The organism is Streptomyces sp. AV19, assembly GCF_015999245.1.
Classification (GTDB): Bacteria; Actinomycetota; Actinomycetes; order Streptomycetales; family Streptomycetaceae; genus Streptomyces.
The window spans coordinates 327,906-345,167 of record NZ_JAEAMR010000009.1; the positions used below are offsets into that span (position 1 = coordinate 327,906).

The window sequence follows — 17,262 nt, forward strand, 5'->3', positions numbered from 1 at the left end:
AACGCGGCTGCGCCGCGTTCGTCCTCAAACGCCGGACGGGCTGAAATGGCGCGCCCAATCCAGCCCGTCCGGCGCTTGAGGACAGCGCCCGCAGGGCGCTTCGGGGGCCAGGGGCGCAGCCCCGAAAAGGGGGCCAGGGGGCGAAGCCCCCGGCGGGGTGCAGGGGCGGAGCCCCGCCCACCGCGTCCGGGGCCCCGCCCCGGGAAACGGTGAAAGGGCGGGCGGGGGATCACCCACCCGGCAGCACCGCCAGCAGCGCGCCCACCAGCTCCCCGTCCCGCTCCTGCGTCAGCAGCGCCCGCGCCTCCGGCGGCGGCAGCCAGCGGACGCGGTCCACCTCCCGGTTCGGCGCGAACGTGCCGCCCGTCGCCTCCGCCGCCCAGTAGCGGACCTCCTTCCGGCGGCCGTCCTCCAGGACGTAGCGGGCCGTCGGCAGGGGCGGGCCCAGGCGGCAGTCCATGCCCGTCTCCTCGCGGACCTCGCGCATCGCGCCCGCCCCCGGCTCCTCGCCCCGCTTGAGCTTGCCCTTCGGGAACGACCAGTCGTCATAGCGCGGCCTGTGGACCAGGGCTATCTCGATGCCCGAGAGCGGCGCCCGGCGCCACAGGACGCAGCCCGCAGCCAGGACCACCGTCACGACGGAACCCCCCTCTGCCAGACCCGCCCGAACGCGAACCGCGCCGCCTCCACCTCGTGCCGCTGGTCCGCGTGGAGCACCCCGAGCGCGTACGCCGTCGCCGGCGCGATGCGCGGCGTCCGGGCCGCGGACGCGGCCGCGGCGGCCGCCCCGGCCGCGTCGCGGTGCCGGTCGAGCGCCTGCCCGGCGCTCAACAGGTGGATGGACAGGGCCGGTTCGGCCTCCGCCCCGTGCTGCTCGTCGAGCACCTCCTGCGCGTACCGGCGCAGCCGCACCAGTGAGCGCACCCGGTGCCAGGGTCCGTCCTCGCCCAGGGCCAGCGCCTCCGTGTCGTAGGACAGGACGCCGACCGCGTCGAGGAGCCGCCGGTGCGCCCGGTCGGCGAGCAGCGGGAGCGTCTCGCGCGCGGCGGGGGCCGGCGGCGGGTCGGCGGACAGTAACGCGACCGTGTCGGCGACGGCGTGGAAGCGCGCGGAGCCCAGCGCCTGGAGCGCCGCCGAGTGCGCCCGGTTCCGGGCGAGCGTCAACTGCCGCTCCAGCAGGGCCCCGGCGCGGGCCGAGCCCACGTCGGGCGCCCCGCAGGAGAGCCGGTGCAGGGCGCCGCGCAGCCGCGCCAGCCGCGCCTCGCAGACGTACTCGCGGCCCAGCGTCTCGGTCACCCAGGCCAGTTCGGCGCGGAAGGCGTCGGACCAGTCGGCGTCCGTCAGGGGGCCGTAGACCTCCAGCGCGCCGGAGATCCGCCGGGCGGCGGACCGCAGCAGCCCGGCGGCCCCGGCCGCCTCCCCGGCCTCCGCGTGCAGCCGCAGGCCGCGCAGGAAATCCGTCGCCTGCCGGTGCAGATAGCGCCCGAGGGCGTCCCCGGCGGGCCGCTGCCCGCCCCTCTCCGCGAGCAGCGGATCACGGTGTCGCTGAACCACGCCGGCGCCTCCGGGCGTCTATGAGCATCTCCTGTACGTTGCGCAGCGGTTGCCCGTCCGGGTCCGTCGCGCGCCGGGTCCACTCGCCGTCCGGCCCCAGGTGCCAGGAGGCCGTCCGGTCGGACATGCCGAGCTCCAGGAGCCGGGTGAGCGAGGCCCGGTGCGCGGGGTCGGTGACGCGGACGAGCGTCTCGATGCGCCGGTCGAGGTTGCGGTGCATCATGTCGGCGCTGCCGAGCCAGACTTCGGGCTCCCCGCCGTTGGCGAAGGCGAACAGCCGGGAGTGCTCCAGGAAGCGGCCCAGGACGCTGCGCACCCGGATGTTCTCGGAGAGGCCGGGCACGCCCGGGCGCAGCGCGCAGATGCCGCGCACCCAGACATCCACCGGCACCCCGGCCCGCGAGGCCCGGTAGAGGGCGTCGACGACGGCCTCGTCGACCATGGCGTTGACCTTGATGCGAATGGCGGCGGGCCGCCCGTCCCGGTGGTGGGCGATCTCCTTGGAGATGCGCGTGACCAGGCCGTCGCGCAGCGACCGGGGGGCCACCAGCAGCCGCCGGTAGGTCTCGCGGCGGGAGTAGCCGGAGAGCCGGTTGAAGAGGTCGGAGAGGTCGGCGCCGACCTGCGGGTCGGCGGTGAGCAGGCCGAGGTCCTCGTAGAGCCGGGCGGTCTTGGGGTGGTAATTGCCCGTTCCCACATGGGAATAGCGGCGCAGGATGTCGCCCTCCTGCCGGACCACGAGCGACAGCTTGCAGTGCGTCTTGAGGCCCACCAGCCCGTAGACGACGTGGCAGCCGGCCTCCTCCAGTTTGCGGGCCCACTTGATGTTGGCCTGCTCGTCGAAGCGCGCCTTGATCTCGACCAGGACGAGGACCTGTTTGCCGGACTCGGCCGCGTCTATGAGCGCGTCGACGATCGGCGAGTCGCCGGAGGTCCGGTAGAGCGTCTGCTTGATGGCGAGGACGTCCGGGTCGGCGGCGGCCTGTTCGAGGAAGGACTGCACGGAGGTGGAGAAGGAGTCGTACGGGTGGTGCAGCAGCACGTCCCGCTCGCGCAGCGCCGCGAAGACGTCGGGCGCCGAGGCGGACTCGACCTCGGCGAGGTCGCGGTGGGTGCCGGCGACGAACTTGGGGTACTTGAGCTCGGGCCGGTCCAGGGCGGCGATGCCGAGGAGCGCGGTGAGGTCCAGCGGCCCGGGCAGCGGGCAGACCTCGGCGTCGGTGATCTTCAGCTCGCGGACCAGCAGGTCCAGGACGTACGGGTCGATGGACTCCTCGACCTCCAGGCGCACCGGCGGCCCGAAGCGGCGCCGCATGAGCTCCTTCTCCAGGGCCTGGAGCAGGTTCTCCGCGTCGTCCTCCTCGACCTCCAGATCCTCGTTGCGCGTCACCCGGAACATGTGGTGCCCGAGCACCTCCATGCCCGGGAACAGCTCCTCCAGGTGCGCCGCGATCACGTCCTCCAGCGGCACGTAGCGCTGCGGGGACGCCTCCAGGAAGCGGGAGAGCAGCGGCGGGACCTTCACGCGTGCGAAGTGCTCGTGCCCGCTGACGGGGTTGCGGACGACCACCGCGAGGTTGAGCGAGAGCCCGGAGATGTACGGGAAGGGGTGCGCCGGGTCGACGGCGAGCGGGGTGAGGACGGGGAAGATCTGCTGGCGGAAGAGGGTGAACAGGCGGCCCTGCTCCTTCTCCGTGAGCTCCGGCCAGCGGATCAGGTGGACGCCCTGCTCGGCGAGCTCGGGGGCGACGTCCTGCTGGAAGCAGGCGGCGTGCCGGGCCATGAGCTCGCGGGAGCGGGTCCAGATCTGCTCCAGCACCTCGCGGGGCTGCAGCCCGGAGGCGGAGCGGGTGGCGACCCCGGTGGCGATGCGGCGCTTGAGCCCGGCCACCCGGACCATGAAGAACTCGTCGAGGTTGCTGGCGAAGATCGCCAGGAAGTTGGCGCGTTCCAGCAGCGGCGTGGCCGGGTCCTCGGCCAGCTCCAGCACCCGCTCGTTGAACGCCAGCCAGCTGCGCTCGCGGTCCAGGAAGCGGCCCTCGGGCAGCGGCTCGGCGTCGCGGGCGGGGTCGCCCTCGCGCTCGTCGTAGCCGTCCACGTAGTCGATGCCGCGGGCGTCCGCGTACGAGCGGGACTCCCCGGACGCGTAGGCGTCGTACGCGTCCAGCTCGCCGTCGAGGTCCGGCTCCAGCTCGGGCACGAGCGGGGAGAAGGCCGCACCGGGCCGGCGCGCGGTGAGGAAGCCGGCGGGGCGGGGCACCGCCCGCCGGTCGTCGCGCGGTGGGTCCTCGTCCCGGGAACGGTCCTCGTCCCGGGGACGCTCGGACGCCGAGGGATCTGCCATACCTTCATGGTGCCGCTCCGCGCGCGGAGCGGGCACGACGGAGACGGGGGCGGCTCGTGGCCCGCCCCGTCGTCCGCGGGGGGCGAAGGGCTGCATTCCGCCAGGCTCGCAACCGCGGTTGAACCGCGGGTGACGCCCACATGGCGTCCGGGCAACCCGGCGGCCTCCCCGCGGTGGCGCGGGGCGGCCGCCGGGCCCTTCAGGGCTGCATACGCCGCACGAGCCGGACGGCGGCCGTGCCGGCGAGGACGGCGACGGCGACCAGGATCCCGGCCTCGGCCCACTCCAGGGGCCACAGGTGGGAGGCGGGGTGGTAGTCCAGGTACCACTGGTCCGCGCCGTGCTGCGCCAGGCAGCGGACGGGATCCACTCCGACGTCGCACTGGGCGTCCACGATGCGTTCACCCGCACGGGTGATGATGCCGCGCTCGAAGCGCCAGCTGTCGTCGCCGGAGAGACCGGGCAGCTCCGGCGTGGTCTGCGTCCAGGGGGCGACCAGGAAGGGCCGCAGCACCCCCAGGCCCAGCCCGAGCAGCCCGTGGCCGACGAACACCAGACCCATCGCGCCGACCGTGCGCCGCACCAGCAGGCCGGCCAGCGCGCCGAGCCCGATGCCCGCCAGGGCGTCGGCGACGGGAGCCGGGCCGAGCATGTCGAAGGACTGGTACCAGATCTGGCCGGGCAGCACGCCGTCCGGCACCGCGGACCACGTCCAGGTGTAGACCGCCGCCAGCAGGGACACCCCGGCGAGCACGGCGGCGGTGGGCACCGCGAGCTGGGCCAGCAGCCAGCGCACCGGCGTCACGGACTGGGTCCAGACCACCTTGAACGTGCCGCTCTCCAGCTCGCGGGCGACCATGGGACCGGCCACGATCATGCCGATGACCAGCGGGAGGAACTGCAACAGCAGGCCGTTGTAGTGCAGGACGTCGCCGTAGGACGAGCGGAAGGCGTCCGTCGCGTTCAGGCAGCCGGCCGAGGTGCACCCCTCGCCGAGCCCGTCGCGCTCGATGACGTTCACCATCGCGAACCGCAGGATCACCAGCTGCACGACGACCACGAAGAGCGCCGCCAGCCCGGTCCACACCGCTCCCCGGCGCTGGCGCAGCACCAGCCAGGTCAGCCCCCTGGGGGCCAGGGCGAGCGCGCTCATGCCGCCGCCTTCCGGGAGCGCGGCTCGGCGCTCGGGGTGAGCAGGGACGGGGCCTCCGGGTTGCGCAGGTACGCCAGGAGCAGGTCCTCCAGCGAGGGCTCCTCGGCCTCCCACTGCCCGGCGAGCGGGCCCTCGGGCCGGATCATGGCGGTGAGCTGGCGCCCGGTGGTCCGCGAGGAGATCACCGTGTGCGCGGCGAACGCGCGCGGCGGGGCGGTGTCCTCGTGCCGGCCGACGACTCGGCGGTGCGCGGAGAGCAGGTCCTCGACCTCGCCCGCCAGCCGCACCCGGCCGTCGCCGATCAGCAGCAGGTAGTCGCAGACGCCCTCCAGCTCGGCGAGGACGTGGGAGGCCATCACGATGGTGGTGGCGTTCTCCGCCGCCTCGGCCATCAGGGCGGCCATCATCTCGTGCCGCACGAGCGGGTCGAGGTCGCTCATCGGCTCGTCCAGCAGCAGCAGTTCGGGCCGCTTGCCGAAGGCGAGGGCGAGCGCGACGCGGGTGCGCTGGCCGCCGGAGAGCCGGCCGACGCGGGCGTGCAGAGGAAGGTTTCCCTCCTTGACCAGCCGCTCGGCCGCGCCCTGGTCCCAGCGGCCCGGGTTGAGCTCCCGGCCCATGCGCAGGGTGTCCTCGACCGTGAAGTACGAGTAGAGCGGCTTGTCCTGGGCGAGGTGGGCGACCCGCGGCCGGACGCCGGGCGCGCCCGGGGCGCCGTCCAGGACGGACAACGCGCCCTCGCCGGCCCGGCGCAGCCCGGCCGCGACCGACAACAGGGTGGACTTTCCCGCCCCGTTGGGTCCGACCAGCGCGCAGACCCGGCCCGCCGGCACCCGGAACGAGCAGTCGCGCAGCGCCCATCCGCGCCGGTATCTCACCCCCAGGCCGACCGCCTCCAGAGCGGTCCGGCCGGGCAGAAACGTCAGGTCGGTCATCCGGTCCCCTTCACAGGCTGTGCCGCCCGTCCCTCGAAGGCCCCGCCGGGGGTCTCGCCGAAGGTCTCCTCCAGGACGGCGGAGACCAGCGCGGCCGCGTCCTCCCGGTCGAGCCCGGCGGCGCGGGCGTGCTCCGCCCAGGCCGCCAGCTCGGCGCGGAGCGGCGAGCCGGCCGAGGCGCCGGGCCGGGCCAGGGAGCGCCGGACGAAGGTGCCCAGTCCCGGGCGCCCCTCGACCAGGCCCTCGCGGTCGAGCTCGCGGTAGGCCTTCAGGACGGTGTTGGGGTTGATGGCCGTGGCGGCGACGACTTCCCTGGCCGTCGGCAGCTTGTCGCCGGGCGCGAGCAGGCCCAGCCGGAGGGCCTGTTTCACCTGCTGGACGATCTGCAGGTACGTGGCGACTCCGCTGCGCCGGTCGATGCGGAACTCGACCACGCCATCACCCTTTCACTAATTGACTAGTGAAAGGGTGATGGCGTGGCCGGTATGTGTCAAGCGCGAGCCCGCCGGAGCGAGCCCGCCGGAGTCCGTCAGCTCTCCGCCCTCTCCGTCCGGTCCGTCAGCTCTCCGTCCGGTACATCAGGTCGGTCTCGTGGACGGCGAACCCGAGCCGCTCGTACACCGCGACCGCCGGGAGGTTGTCCGCGTCCACGTAGAGCATCGCGGTCGGCAGCCCCCGCGCGGCCAGGTGGCGCAGGCCGAGGGCGGTCAGCGCCCGGCCCAGCCCGCCGCCCTGGGCGCCCGGGCGCACCCCGACGACGTACACCTCGCCCAGCCCCTCCGCGGCGTGCACCTTCGTCCAGTGGAAGCCGACGATCCGCCCCGCGCGCTCCGCGAGGAAGAAGCCCTCCGGGTCGAACCAGCCCTCCGCCTTGCGGTCGTCCAGGTCCCGCTGGGTGAGCGAGCCCTGCTCGGGGTGGTGGGCGAACGCCTCGGCGTTCACCGCCAGCCAGGCCGCGTCGTCCTCGCCGGGCCGGAAGGTCCGCACCGTCACGCCCTCCGGGAAGACCGGCTCGCCCAGCTCCAGATCCGCCAGCGGCCGCCGCATCTGCCGCAGCTCGCGGAACAGGCTCATCCCCAGCACCTGGGCGAGGTGCCGCGCGGCCGGGTGGCCGCCGTGCGCCCAGACCCGCAGCCGCTTGCCGGACTCCTGGAGCAGCGCGCTGCCCAGCGCCCGGCCGTGGCCGCGCCCCCGGCGCGCGGGGTGCACCACCAGCTCGCCCGCCGGGGCCTCCACCGGGTCGGTGTCCTCCAGCTGCCCGTACCCCACGAGCTCGCCGTCCTCGCGCAGCAGTACGTGCCGTACGCCCGCCCGGCGGCCCCGCAGCTGCAGCCGGCCCTGCTCGGAGACGGCCTGCTGGCCGTCCGCGGCCGCCGCCGCGGCGATCAGGTCCAGCACCTCCCGCACCGACTCGGGTGCCAGCTCCTCGAGCACCTCGACCCGCCGCCCGCCCACGTCCTTCAGCTCGTCAGTCATGGTGCGAGCCTATGCCGGGCGCCCGGCGGGCCGAGGCAGTGCCCGCATCGACGTTTTCCGGCCGGGGACAGTCGATTTCCGGCCACCGTCCCGCCGGTGACGACCGGCCGGAACCCAACCTCCACCAATTCGTCACATAGCCCCAGGCTGCGGCGCTACGCGCGTTGACCATAGGCTTCCGCAGTCACTTCTCCCGACACCTCCGCAGACGTACATAAGGGGTACCCATGCACGCGACGCCACGGAAGCGCCTCGCGGGACGGCTGGCCACGGCCGCCGTCCTCGCCGCCACCGCCGGTGTCCTCACCGCCGCTCCCGCCGGGGCGGCGATCTTCCACCACGGCAACCGGACGGTCGACGTCCAGCTGCTGTCCTTCAACGACCTGCACGGCAACCTGGAGGCCCCGCAGGGCTCCTCCGGCACCGTCACCGAGGACCAGCCGGACGGGACGAAGAAGGTCATACCCGCCGGCGGCATGGAGTACCTGGCCAGCGCGCTGCGCTCGGCCCGCGCGGGGCACGAGTACTCGATCACCGCCGCGGCCGGCGACATGGTCGGCGCCAGCCCGCTGATGTCCGGCCTCTTCCACGACGAGCCGACCATCGAGGCGCTCAACAAGCTGAAGCTGGACGCCACTTCGGTCGGCAACCACGAGTTCGACGAGGGCAAGGCGGAGCTGCAGCGGATGCAGCGCGGCGGCTGCCACCCGAAGGACGGCTGCTTCGAGAAGCGCAAGAAGTTCCGCGGCGCCGACTTCTCCTACCTCGCGGCCAACGTCACCGAGGAGAAGACCGGCAAGCAGATCCTCAAGCCCTACACGATCTGGCGCCACAAGGGCGTCAAGGTCGGCATCATCGGGCTGACGCTCGAGGGCACGCCGGACGTCGTCACCGCCCAGGGCGTCAAGGGCCTGAAGTTCGCCGACGAGGTCGCCACGATCAACAAGTACGCGAACGAGCTGGACCGCAAGGGCGTCAAGGCCATCGTCACCCTCGTCCACGAGGGCGGCATGCCCGCCTCCGGTTCGTACAACTACGACTGCGACACCCCGGGTGCGGGCGCCGGCATCTCCGGCCCGATCGTCGACATCGCCAAGAAGGTCACGCCCAAGGTGGACGCCCTCATCACGGGCCACACGCACCAGGCGTACAACTGCACCATCCCGGACCCGGCCGGCAACCCGCGCACGGTGACCTCCGCGTCCTCCTTCGGCCGCCTGTACACGGACACCACGCTCAAGTACGACCGCCGCACCAAGGATTTCGTCCGCACGCCGGTCCAGCACGCGCGGGCCGCGAACCACGTCGTGGACCACGACCGGCCGAAGGCGGCCGACATGACCGCCCTCATCGACCGCTGGAAGAAGCTGGCCGCCCCGGTCGCCAACCGCGCCGTCGGCTACATCTCCGCCGACATCAACGGCCGCGGCTCCGAGGCGTACGAGAAGCCGCTCGGCGACGTCATCGCCGACGCCCAGCTGGAGGCCCACGCCCCCGCCGACAAGGGCGGTGCCCAGATCGCCTTCATGAACGCCGGCGGCGTCCGCTCCGACCTCGCCTTCAAGGCGTCGGGCGACGAGGGCGACGGCGTCGTCACCTACGGCGAGGCGTTCACCGTCCAGCCGTTCACCAACATGACGCAGGTCGCCGACCTCACCGGCGCGCAGGTCATCTCCGTCCTGCAGCAGCAGGTCAGCGGCGCGGTCAACGGCTCGCAGCCGAAGATCCTGCAGATCAGCAAGGGCCTGACGTACACGCTGGACATGAAGAAGACCGGCGCCGACCGTCTCGTGGTTTCGTCGGTCAAGCTCAACGGCGAGGCGATCGACCCGGCGAAGACGTACCGCGTCGCGGCGAACGAGTTCCTGATGGGCGGCGGCGACGGCTTCCCGGCCTTCAAGGAGGCCAAGAACAAGCTCAACGGCGTCTCCGACCTGGACGCCTTCCTGTCGTACCTGGGCGCGCACTCGTCGAAGTCCGCGCCGCTGGACCCGCCGAAGGCGGAGCGCATCACGATCGTGAAGTAACCGGCTTTCCGGCTTTCCCTCCGCGGGCCCGCACTCGTTCTCGAACGGGTGCGGGCCCGCGTTGTCGTTTCAAGCGCCGCCGTCCACGGCGACGGTGACGACGACCCCTCCGCCGCGCATCCCGACGCCGACCGTCAACTCACCTTCCCTGCCCGCCTGTACGAGGTCGTCCACCATCCCCGCCACGCACAGCCGCGCGTCGTTGATCAGCGCGACCCGCCCGAGGACGATGAGCACCGCCGCGACGAACTCGCTCGCGACACCTGCGGAGGCGGGCTCGGCGGGGGCCAGTATGCGGTACGCGGGGGTGGCTGTGGCTGTAACTGTGGCTGTACTCATGAGGTGCCTCCTGAACTCCAACCGGCCCATGGCTCCAGGACAATAGGGCACCCCGTAGAACCTCTACTACCCAAACCGGCAAACCCCTCTGCCAAACCTGTCGGCCGGGGGCGCACATGGCAGCATGGGGGCGACCTTGGGGAGGAACGAGACCGTGCCACCGAGAACAGCACCGACCGCCCGCCAGCAGCGCCTGGGCGCGGAGTTGCGCAAGATGCGCGAGCGAGCGGGCATGAACGCCCCACAGGCAGCCGACCAGTTGGGGACCAACCGCACCGGGATCAGCAATATCGAGGCCGGACGATTCGGGGTCAGCGCGGAACGGGTGCGATCGCTCGCGCGCATTTACGAGTGCGCGGATCAGGCGTACGTCGACGCCCTGGCCGCCATGGCGGAGGAGCGGGGGAAGGGGTGGTGGGAGGAGTATCGGGGGACCATCACCAGGGGCGCGCTCGATCTGGCCGAGCTCGAACACCACGCCCGCAGCCTGCGTTCCGTGCAAATCATGCATATGCCGGGGTTGCTCCAGACCGAGGACTACGCGAAGGCCGTCCTCTCGACGGCGGCACCCGCGCCCTCACCCGTGGAACTGCGCCGCAGGCTTTCGTTCCGGATGAGGCGCCGCGACGTCCTCGACAAGAAGGATGGCCTGACCTGCATGTTCCTCATCCATGAGGCGGCCATGCGCATGGAGTTCGGCGGCCCGAAGGTGACCCGGCACCAACTGGAATACGTACTGGAAGCTTCGGAACGGAGCAACATCACCGTACGCGCCGTCCCGTTCTCGGCCGGCGGGTTCCCCAACGCGGGAACGTCCACGAAGTACGCGGCGGGGCCCGTTCCCCAACTGGACACCATTCACCTCGACGTGGCGAACGGCAATGCTCTACTGGATACGGAAACGCATCTGGCGAACCACAGGTTCATCCTGGACCACACGGAAAAGCTTTCCCTTGACCCCAAGGCCACGCGTGACTTCCTGCGCGCCATCGCTCAAGAACTGTGAAGGCTACACATGTCGGATATCAGGTGGCAAAAGTCTTCGTTTTCCACCGACTCGGTGGATTGCATAGAACTCGCCCACCCGGGCATACACATCCTCCTGCGCGAGAGCGACGAGCCCGGGGTCGCGGTCCGCACCACCCCGGAGAGACTGCGGCCCCTCCTCCTGGGCGTCAAGGCGGGGACGCTCGATCACCCGATGTAGCGGAATGCGCGATGCGTCGCACTCGTTCGACGTAGAACGCTTGCGACTCCACTGTGGGCGGCGCTACGTTGCCGCCACTCGGCAACCCCGCCTGCCCACACGGCACTTCACCGCAAGGGAGCCCGCTGCCCCATGACGGATCACACCCCACCCCGACGCCTCATCGGCCAGATGCTCCTCACCAACGAACTCGGCCATCCGCTCCTCGTGACCTCCGGCGCCACCGGCCGCCGCCAACTCCCCGGCGGCACCGCCCTCCGCCGCGAAACCGCCCTCTGGACAGCCGCCTACCACGTACGCCGCCAGCTCGGCATCCACAGGGACCCGGGCCCCGTCCTCACCATCGACCACACGGACCCCGAGCCGTCGTCGCCCGGGGACGCGGAATCCCTCACGGTCGTCGTCCACGGCGGCTCTCTGCGCACCGCGCAGACCGCGTGCATCACGCTCCCCCAGGGCGGCGACACGGAGATCCTGGCCTGGGGCTTCGTGGACCCGGCCCGCTGGCCGGACAGTGTGGACGCGCAGCAACAGCGCTGCATCGAGGCGGCATTGACGGCCCTCGACACCGGCTGCCCCTACCTCCGCAACGGCCGCCGTCTCTCGTCCTACGCCGTCACCGCCTGACAGTGCCGACGGCGTCCGCGAGAGACAGCGACGCGCTCACCACCACCTGTTCCGCGCACCCGGCCCCGCGCAGCGCGCCGCCCGCCTCCTCGGCCAGCCGCACGGCGACGTCCGGCGACCACTCCCTCGTACAGCAGGCGAAGCGCAGTACGCCACGCTCCCGCGCCCTGTTGAAGCCGCGCTCGCCGCGTGCACCCGCCAGGCCCGGCATGCCGGCCTCCTCGTACGTGGCTTCATGGCCCGCAATGCCGTCGAGCCGTTCCGCAACGGCGTCCCTCGCGTCCTGCAGCCTGCCGGACATCACCGGTCCGCCGACCGCAGTGACGCCCACCGCGAAGGAGGCGACCGGGTCGGCGAGGTCGAACCATTCGCGCATGGCGGCGAGTTGACCGGGCGTGTCGCCGACGAGTTCGCCGAGCGGAAGGGACGCATGCAGACCGGTGAAGCGGACGCGCCCACCCACATCCCTCGACGTCGACGGCCCGCTCATCCCCTTCCGCTGAGGCGGCGCCTCAGGCGAGCGGCTGGTTTTCCGCTCCCGGGTGAACGTAGGGTGGGCCACCCCCACGAACACGGGCGGGCGGACGCCCCTTCGTCCCGCCGGGAACGACCCGGCGGAACAAGAGTCTCAGTTGTTCTCGTCGAAGATGTCTTCCGCCTTGGTCACCGTGAAGGCCCGGTGCCACCAGCGGTCGAAGACATCGAAGCAGTTGCAGCGCTCGATCCGCGCCCGGACCTCGGGAGGCGTGGGAACACCCCGATTCTCCAGCACGCGCAGGACCTCGCGCGCACGCACCCCGGCCCGGTGCTCCCTGCGCAATGACAGTCCGAGCACCACGAGGAAGGGATCCAGACCGCCACCGATCCAACCGTCGCGGACGCGTTGCTGCTCCTGGCTGAAAGCCGCCTCCGCGACCAGCTCGGTCAACTCTCCCCCTCGAAGAGCTCCTCGGCGCCGACCACGCTGAAGGCCCGGGTGAACCACCTGTCCAGGACGCCCAGATCGGTGCAGCCCATGACCCGTTCCTGGACCTCCGGTGGCACGGACACGTCCCGCATCTCCAGCACGCCGAGCACACTCTTGGCCCGGCCCTCGGCCCGGCCCTTGGCCTCGCCCTCCTGCAGGGTCCTCTCGATGATCGTGCCCCGGCCGGGGAAGTAGCTGCGAACGGCCATGATCTTTTCCTCCCAGATCTCCTTCGCGGCCTGGAAGTCCGCCAGGCCGCATTCCACCAACTCGATGAGGTACGCGTGGGCCTCCGAGTCTTCGGCGCCCAGGACACGGGCCAGCGGGTCCAGTATGTCCTCGATCACCTCGCTCCGCGCGTGAGTGATGGCGGAGAAGACCGCCATGACCGGGTCCTGAGCGATCTCCTCGGGATCAACGATCTCAGGAGTGTTTCCAGGCCCCATGACCAGCGGGTGCACGGTCAACGCGGGATGGGCCTCGGTGCCGAGCTCAAAGGGGCCCTTGGCCCAGTCGGCAGTGGACTTGTTGCTGGAGACCACGAGGAGCAGCGCGGGACAACGGTACTTGGACTTCAAGTACGACAAGTAGTATGCCCAGCTCACCGGCTTGTCCGGATCCTTGGCACCCTGCGCCTCGATGGCGACAATCAGACGGCCGCTTCCGCCGCCCGGGGAGCGGACCCGCAGCACGGTGTCCACCCGCCGTTCGATCGGTTTGACCTCTGTGACATCGGACGTGAGCGGCTCGGGCTCCCCTGCAGGCATCGGCACGCCCAGGACGCGGAACACGGGCGCCAGCAGCTCCGGATATTTCTCGAAGATCCGGTGTGACGCCTCATGGTGTGAAGTGACCATGGGCTGACGTTATGGCCGCGAACGGGCACACGCCCGGCGGTCGATCGACGACCACTCGTTCGAGCGGGTCGCTCGTACGTGCGTTAGAAACGGCGGGGGTGTGCAGTGTGAACCACATCCACTTCATGGTGCGGCGGAGTTCGCCTTTCCAGGCGGCCTCCACCCCATGGGTGGTGGCCAGTTGGCGTACGAGGGCGAGCCAGCGTCCGTACTCCTCGCCGCACTGCACCACGCGCGGAACCGGCCACCGGCGGCACCCTGGGCACCGCCCGGACACGGTTCGTCACGCTCCCCGGGTCGCCTGTGGCGAGTCCGTGATCACCTGGGGATTCATCGATCCCGGCGACTGGCCGGAGGGCGTGGACGAACGCCAACGCCGCCGCCTCGACGCCGCGTTGGCGGCACTGCGCATCGGATGCTCGTACCTCTGCGACAGCCGCCCCGCGTGTCCCTTCACAGCGCCGGCGGCTCCACCGGCGCCCCCGGCAGCCGGAGCACGGCCACCGTTCCGCCGCCCTCCGCCGGGCGCAGGGCGACCTCGCCGCCCGCGCGGCGGACCGTGCGGGCCACGATCGACAGGCCCAGCCCACTGCCCGGCAGGCTGCGCGCGGACGGCGAGCGCCAGAACCGGTCGAAGACGTGCGGGAGTTCGTCCGCCGGGATGCCCTGTCCGTGGTCGCGCACGGTGAGTTCGCCCGCGGCCAGACGTACCTCCACCTCGCCCCCCGGCGGGCTGAACTTGACCGCGTTGTCGAGGAGGTTGACCACCGCCCGTTCCAGGGCGGGCGCCTCGGCCCGGACGTACCACGGCTCCAGGGACGACGTGACGGTCAGGCCCGTCGCGCGCAGGCGGGCCCGTTCCAGGGCGCGTTCGACCGTCTCGTGCAGGCCGATGACCGAAAGCGGCGCGGTGCCGGGGGCCGCGTCCGGACGGGACAGCTCCTGCAGGTCGCCGATCAGGTCCGCCAGCTCCGTCATCTGCGCCTTGACGCTGGCGAGCAGCGCCTTGCGGTCGTCCGGCGGGATCGCCCGGCCGGACTCCTCGCTGCGCACGAGCAGGTCGATGTTGGTGCGCAAGGAGGTGAGCGGGGTGCGCAGCTCGTGCCCGGCGTCGGCGATGAGCTGCTGCTGGCGGTCGCGGGAGGAGGCCAGCGCCGCCGTCATGGAGTTGAACGAGCGGGAGAGGCGGGCGATTTCGTCCTCCCCTTCGGCGGGGATGCGCACGGCCAGGTCCTCGGTGCGGGCGATGTGCTCGGCGGCGTCGGTGAGCTGGTCGACCGGGCGCAGCGCGGCGCGGGCGACGACCAGGCCGATGGCGGCCGCGCCGAGGACGCCGACGCCGGCGGTGATGACGAGGACGAGGGCCAGCGCGTTCATCGGCTTGTCGATGTCGTTCGTCGGCTGGGCGATCATCACGGCGGTGGAGCCCGGCCCCGGGCTGGTGGCGACGCGCATCTCCTTGCCGTCCTTGGTGCGCGCGTCGTGCAGCGCGTCGGGCAGCTGCCCGTCGGCGACGGCGAGGTCGTCCACCGTGACGCGGATCGGCGACTTCCCGACCTGGGTGCAGGCCACGCCGTCCGAGGTGACGACCTGGATCGTGTACGGGGTCGGGTACCGCAGCTCGCCGTTCACCTGGGCGCCGCAGGTGCGCAGCAGCTGGCTCACGGTGTCGTCGCCGACCCGCTGGCTGGTGAGCGAGACGTCCCGCTGCTGTTCGAGCTGCTGCTTGGTGAGTATCCAGCAGGCGCCCGCCGCCACGGCGACGGCGACGGCGACGGCCGCGGCCGTCAGCAGGGCGAGCCGGGAGCGCAGCGGCAGCCGGCGGAGTCGCTCGATCATTCGGCGCCGTCCGCCCGGAGGACGTAGCCGACGCCGCGCACGGTGTGCACCAGCCGCGGCTCTCCCCCGGCCTCGGTCTTGCGGCGCAGGTACATCACGTACACGTCCAGGGAGTTGGAGGACGGCTCGAAGTCGAAGCCCCACACGTGCTTGAGGATCTGCTCGCGGGTGAGCACCTGCCGGGGGTGGTGGAGGAAGAGTTCGAGGAGGGTGAACTCGGTGCGGGTGAGCTCGACCTTGCGCTCGCCCCGGGTGACCTCCCGGGTGGCGAGGTCCATCCGCAGGTCGGCGAAGGACAGGGCGGGCGACTCCTCGACGGGCGCCGCGGGCGCGGCGTAGGAGCTGCGGCGCAGCAGGGCGCGGATGCGGGCGAGGAGCTCGTCCAGCTCGAACGGCTTGACCAGGTAGTCGTCCGCGCCGGCGTCGAGGCCGGTGACCCGGTCGCCGACGGTGTCGCGGGCGGTCAGCATGAGGATGGGGGTGGTGACGCCGGAGGCGCGCAGCCGGCGGGCGGCGGTGAGGCCGTCCATGCGGGGCATCAGCACGTCGAGGACGATCAGTTCGGGCCCGTACGCCGCCGTCTTCTCGACCGCGTCCAGGCCGTCCACGGCCAGCTCCGTGTCGTAGCCCTCGAAGGCCAGGCTGCGGCGGAGCGCCTCGCGGACGGCGGGTTCGTCGTCCACGACCAGGATGCGGGCGGCGGGCTCGGCGGGGCTCATCGGCGTACCTCGTGCTCTGCGAACGGCTGTGATCTCCAGCTTCGCACGGCGTCAGTCGCCACTGCCGCCCGCGCGGAGGGAGGCGAGGTCGGCCTTCACGTCGTTGACCGGGATCGCGAAGCCGAGGCCGACGCTGCCGGCGCTGTCGGAGGAGCCGCCGCCCGAACCGGGCGCGAACATGGCCGAGTTGATGCCGATGATCTCGCCGTTCATGTTGATGAGGGCGCCGCCGGAGTTGCCGGGGTTGAGGGAGGCGTCGGTCTGGATCGCCTTGTAGGTGGTCTTGGACGAGCCGGTGTCGCCGTTGTACTGGTTGCCGCCGAACTCGAACGGCCACTGGCGCTGCTGTCGCTGCTGCCGGCCGTCGCCGCCGGACTCCTTGGGGACGGTGACCTCGCGGTTGAGGGCGGAGACGATGCCGCTGGTGACGGTGCCGGTGAGGCCCTCGGGGGAGCCGATGGCCACGACCTGGTCGCCGACCCGCAGCTTGCCGGAGTCGCCGAGCTTGGCGGCCTTGAGGCCGGACGCGCCCTGGATCTTTATGAGGGCGAGGTCCTTGCCGGGGTCGGTGCCGACGACCTTGGCGGTCTTGGTGGTGCCGTCGTTCAGGGTGACCTGGACGCTGTCGGCGCCCGCGACCACGTGGTTGTTGGTGACGACCTCGCCGTCGGCGCTGATGATCACGCCGGAGCCGGTGGACCGGCCGCTGTCGGTGTTGGCCTTGATCTCGACGATGCTGGGGCTGACGGCCTGGGCGACGGCGCCGACGCCGTTGCTCTTGGCGGAGGCGTTCTGCACCGGGGTGGACTGGCTGCTGCCGCCGCCGTCCTTCCCGGTCAGCCCGTTGACCAGGGCGGCGGAGCCGCCGCCGACGAGCGCGGCGACGAGCGCGCAGGCGGCGACGAGGGTGCCGGCGCGGCGGGGCCTGCGGCGTGCTTCGGGGGCGGGGTCCGCGGCGAAGCCGGCGTAGGCGTACGGATCGTGGCCGCCGTTCCCGCCGTTCCCGCCGTCGCCGGGCCAGACCGTGGTGCCCTCGGGGGTGCTGACCGGGGCCTGCGGCGGGTGCGGCGGGGGGCTCGGGTAGGCGTGGAAGGGCTGGTCAGAGTACTGGTGGCCGCCGGGGCGGGGGTTCTCCGTCGTCATGTGTATGACTGTCCTCCGTGTTCATGAGAACAGTCTGAGCGAGGGCTGAGAAGGGCGCGAGAAGGGTGTGGGATTCGG

The 17,262-nt window shown here is 72.1% G+C and carries 18 protein-coding genes; 4 read left to right on the forward strand and 14 right to left on the reverse strand.

The window, feature by feature from the left end; genetic code table 11:
- Window positions 1-229 precede the first annotated feature (229 nt).
- From I5Q34_RS17960 to mshD, 7 genes are all read right to left on the reverse strand, one after another.
- Window positions 230-637, reverse strand: a complete 408-nt coding sequence (locus I5Q34_RS17960) for an NUDIX hydrolase (RefSeq protein ID WP_374193033.1) — start codon at window positions 635-637, stop codon at window positions 230-232.
- Window positions 634-1,554: a CHAD domain-containing protein gene (locus I5Q34_RS17965; protein WP_277965520.1), complete on the reverse strand. Its 921-nt coding sequence runs from the start codon at window positions 1,552-1,554 to the stop codon at window positions 634-636. Before I5Q34_RS17965 ends, I5Q34_RS17960 begins: the two co-directional genes overlap by 4 nt.
- Window positions 1,535-3,898 carry an RNA degradosome polyphosphate kinase gene (locus I5Q34_RS17970; protein ID WP_199893301.1) on the reverse strand — a complete coding sequence of 788 codons (2,364 nt, stop codon included), beginning with the start codon at window positions 3,896-3,898 and terminating at the stop codon, window positions 1,535-1,537. The genes I5Q34_RS17965 and I5Q34_RS17970 overlap by 20 nt, the downstream gene beginning before the upstream one ends.
- A gap of 199 nt (window positions 3,899-4,097) precedes the next feature.
- Complete coding sequence (locus tag I5Q34_RS17975) at window positions 4,098-5,051, reverse strand: ABC transporter permease (protein WP_199893302.1); 954 nt, start codon at window positions 5,049-5,051, stop codon at window positions 4,098-4,100.
- A complete protein-coding gene (locus I5Q34_RS17980) occupies window positions 5,048-5,983 on the reverse strand; it encodes an ATP-binding cassette domain-containing protein (protein ID WP_199893303.1) in 936 nt (311 codons plus the stop codon). The genes I5Q34_RS17975 and I5Q34_RS17980 overlap by 4 nt, the downstream gene beginning before the upstream one ends.
- Window positions 5,980-6,417: a GntR family transcriptional regulator gene (locus I5Q34_RS17985; RefSeq protein ID WP_199893304.1), complete on the reverse strand. Its 438-nt coding sequence runs from the start codon at window positions 6,415-6,417 to the stop codon at window positions 5,980-5,982. Before I5Q34_RS17985 ends, I5Q34_RS17980 begins: the two co-directional genes overlap by 4 nt.
- A gap of 124 nt (window positions 6,418-6,541) precedes the next feature.
- The gene (gene mshD / locus I5Q34_RS17990; RefSeq protein WP_199893305.1) at window positions 6,542-7,459 is read right to left on the reverse strand and encodes a mycothiol synthase; all 918 of its coding nucleotides are present in this window, start codon (window positions 7,457-7,459) and stop codon (window positions 6,542-6,544) included.
- Window positions 7,460-7,686: 227 nt separating this feature from the next.
- On the opposite strand from mshD, the gene I5Q34_RS17995 reads away from it, so the two are divergent.
- A complete protein-coding gene (locus I5Q34_RS17995; protein ID WP_199893306.1) occupies window positions 7,687-9,486 on the forward strand; it encodes a bifunctional UDP-sugar hydrolase/5'-nucleotidase in 1,800 nt (599 codons plus the stop codon).
- Between the two features lie 69 nt (window positions 9,487-9,555).
- Here I5Q34_RS17995 and I5Q34_RS18000 read toward each other — a convergent pair whose 3' ends face one another.
- On the reverse strand, window positions 9,556-9,825 hold the full coding sequence (locus I5Q34_RS18000) for a hypothetical protein (RefSeq protein ID WP_199893307.1): 270 nt from the start codon (window positions 9,823-9,825) through the stop codon (window positions 9,556-9,558).
- Window positions 9,826-9,979: 154 nt separating this feature from the next.
- On the opposite strand from I5Q34_RS18000, the gene I5Q34_RS18005 reads away from it, so the two are divergent.
- The 3 genes from I5Q34_RS18005 to I5Q34_RS18015 all read left to right on the forward strand — a co-directional run bounded on the left by I5Q34_RS18005 (window position 9,980) and on the right by I5Q34_RS18015 (window position 11,659).
- Window positions 9,980-10,831, forward strand: coding sequence for a Scr1 family TA system antitoxin-like transcriptional regulator (locus I5Q34_RS18005; protein ID WP_199893308.1), 852 nt, complete (start codon window positions 9,980-9,982; stop codon window positions 10,829-10,831).
- 9 nt (window positions 10,832-10,840) lie between these two features.
- A complete protein-coding gene (locus tag I5Q34_RS18010) occupies window positions 10,841-11,032 on the forward strand; it encodes a DUF397 domain-containing protein (protein ID WP_199893309.1) in 192 nt (63 codons plus the stop codon).
- Window positions 11,033-11,164: 132 nt separating this feature from the next.
- Window positions 11,165-11,659 carry a hypothetical protein gene (locus I5Q34_RS18015; RefSeq protein WP_199893310.1) on the forward strand — a complete coding sequence of 165 codons (495 nt, stop codon included), beginning with the start codon at window positions 11,165-11,167 and terminating at the stop codon, window positions 11,657-11,659.
- Here I5Q34_RS18015 and I5Q34_RS18020 read toward each other — a convergent pair.
- The 6 genes from I5Q34_RS18020 to I5Q34_RS18045 all read right to left on the reverse strand — a co-directional run bounded on the left by I5Q34_RS18020 (window position 11,649) and on the right by I5Q34_RS18045 (window position 17,184).
- A complete protein-coding gene (locus I5Q34_RS18020) occupies window positions 11,649-12,149 on the reverse strand; it encodes a hypothetical protein (protein WP_199893311.1) in 501 nt (166 codons plus the stop codon). The genes I5Q34_RS18015 and I5Q34_RS18020 overlap by 11 nt on opposite strands.
- A 138-nt stretch (window positions 12,150-12,287) precedes the next feature.
- The gene (locus I5Q34_RS18025) at window positions 12,288-12,587 is read right to left on the reverse strand and encodes a hypothetical protein (RefSeq protein ID WP_234429065.1); all 300 of its coding nucleotides are present in this window, start codon (window positions 12,585-12,587) and stop codon (window positions 12,288-12,290) included.
- On the reverse strand, window positions 12,584-13,483 hold the full coding sequence (locus I5Q34_RS18030) for an Rpn family recombination-promoting nuclease/putative transposase (protein ID WP_199893312.1): 900 nt from the start codon (window positions 13,481-13,483) through the stop codon (window positions 12,584-12,586). The genes I5Q34_RS18025 and I5Q34_RS18030 overlap by 4 nt, the downstream gene beginning before the upstream one ends.
- A gap of 453 nt (window positions 13,484-13,936) precedes the next feature.
- Window positions 13,937-15,322, reverse strand: a complete 1,386-nt coding sequence (locus I5Q34_RS18035; protein WP_199893313.1) for a cell wall metabolism sensor histidine kinase WalK — start codon at window positions 15,320-15,322, stop codon at window positions 13,937-13,939.
- On the reverse strand, window positions 15,319-16,041 hold the full coding sequence (locus I5Q34_RS18040; RefSeq protein ID WP_199893314.1) for a response regulator transcription factor: 723 nt from the start codon (window positions 16,039-16,041) through the stop codon (window positions 15,319-15,321). Before I5Q34_RS18040 ends, I5Q34_RS18035 begins: the two co-directional genes overlap by 4 nt.
- 51 nt (window positions 16,042-16,092) lie before the next feature.
- A complete protein-coding gene (locus I5Q34_RS18045) occupies window positions 16,093-17,184 on the reverse strand; it encodes a S1C family serine protease (RefSeq protein WP_199893315.1) in 1,092 nt (363 codons plus the stop codon).
- Window positions 17,185-17,262: the final 78 nt, after the last annotated feature.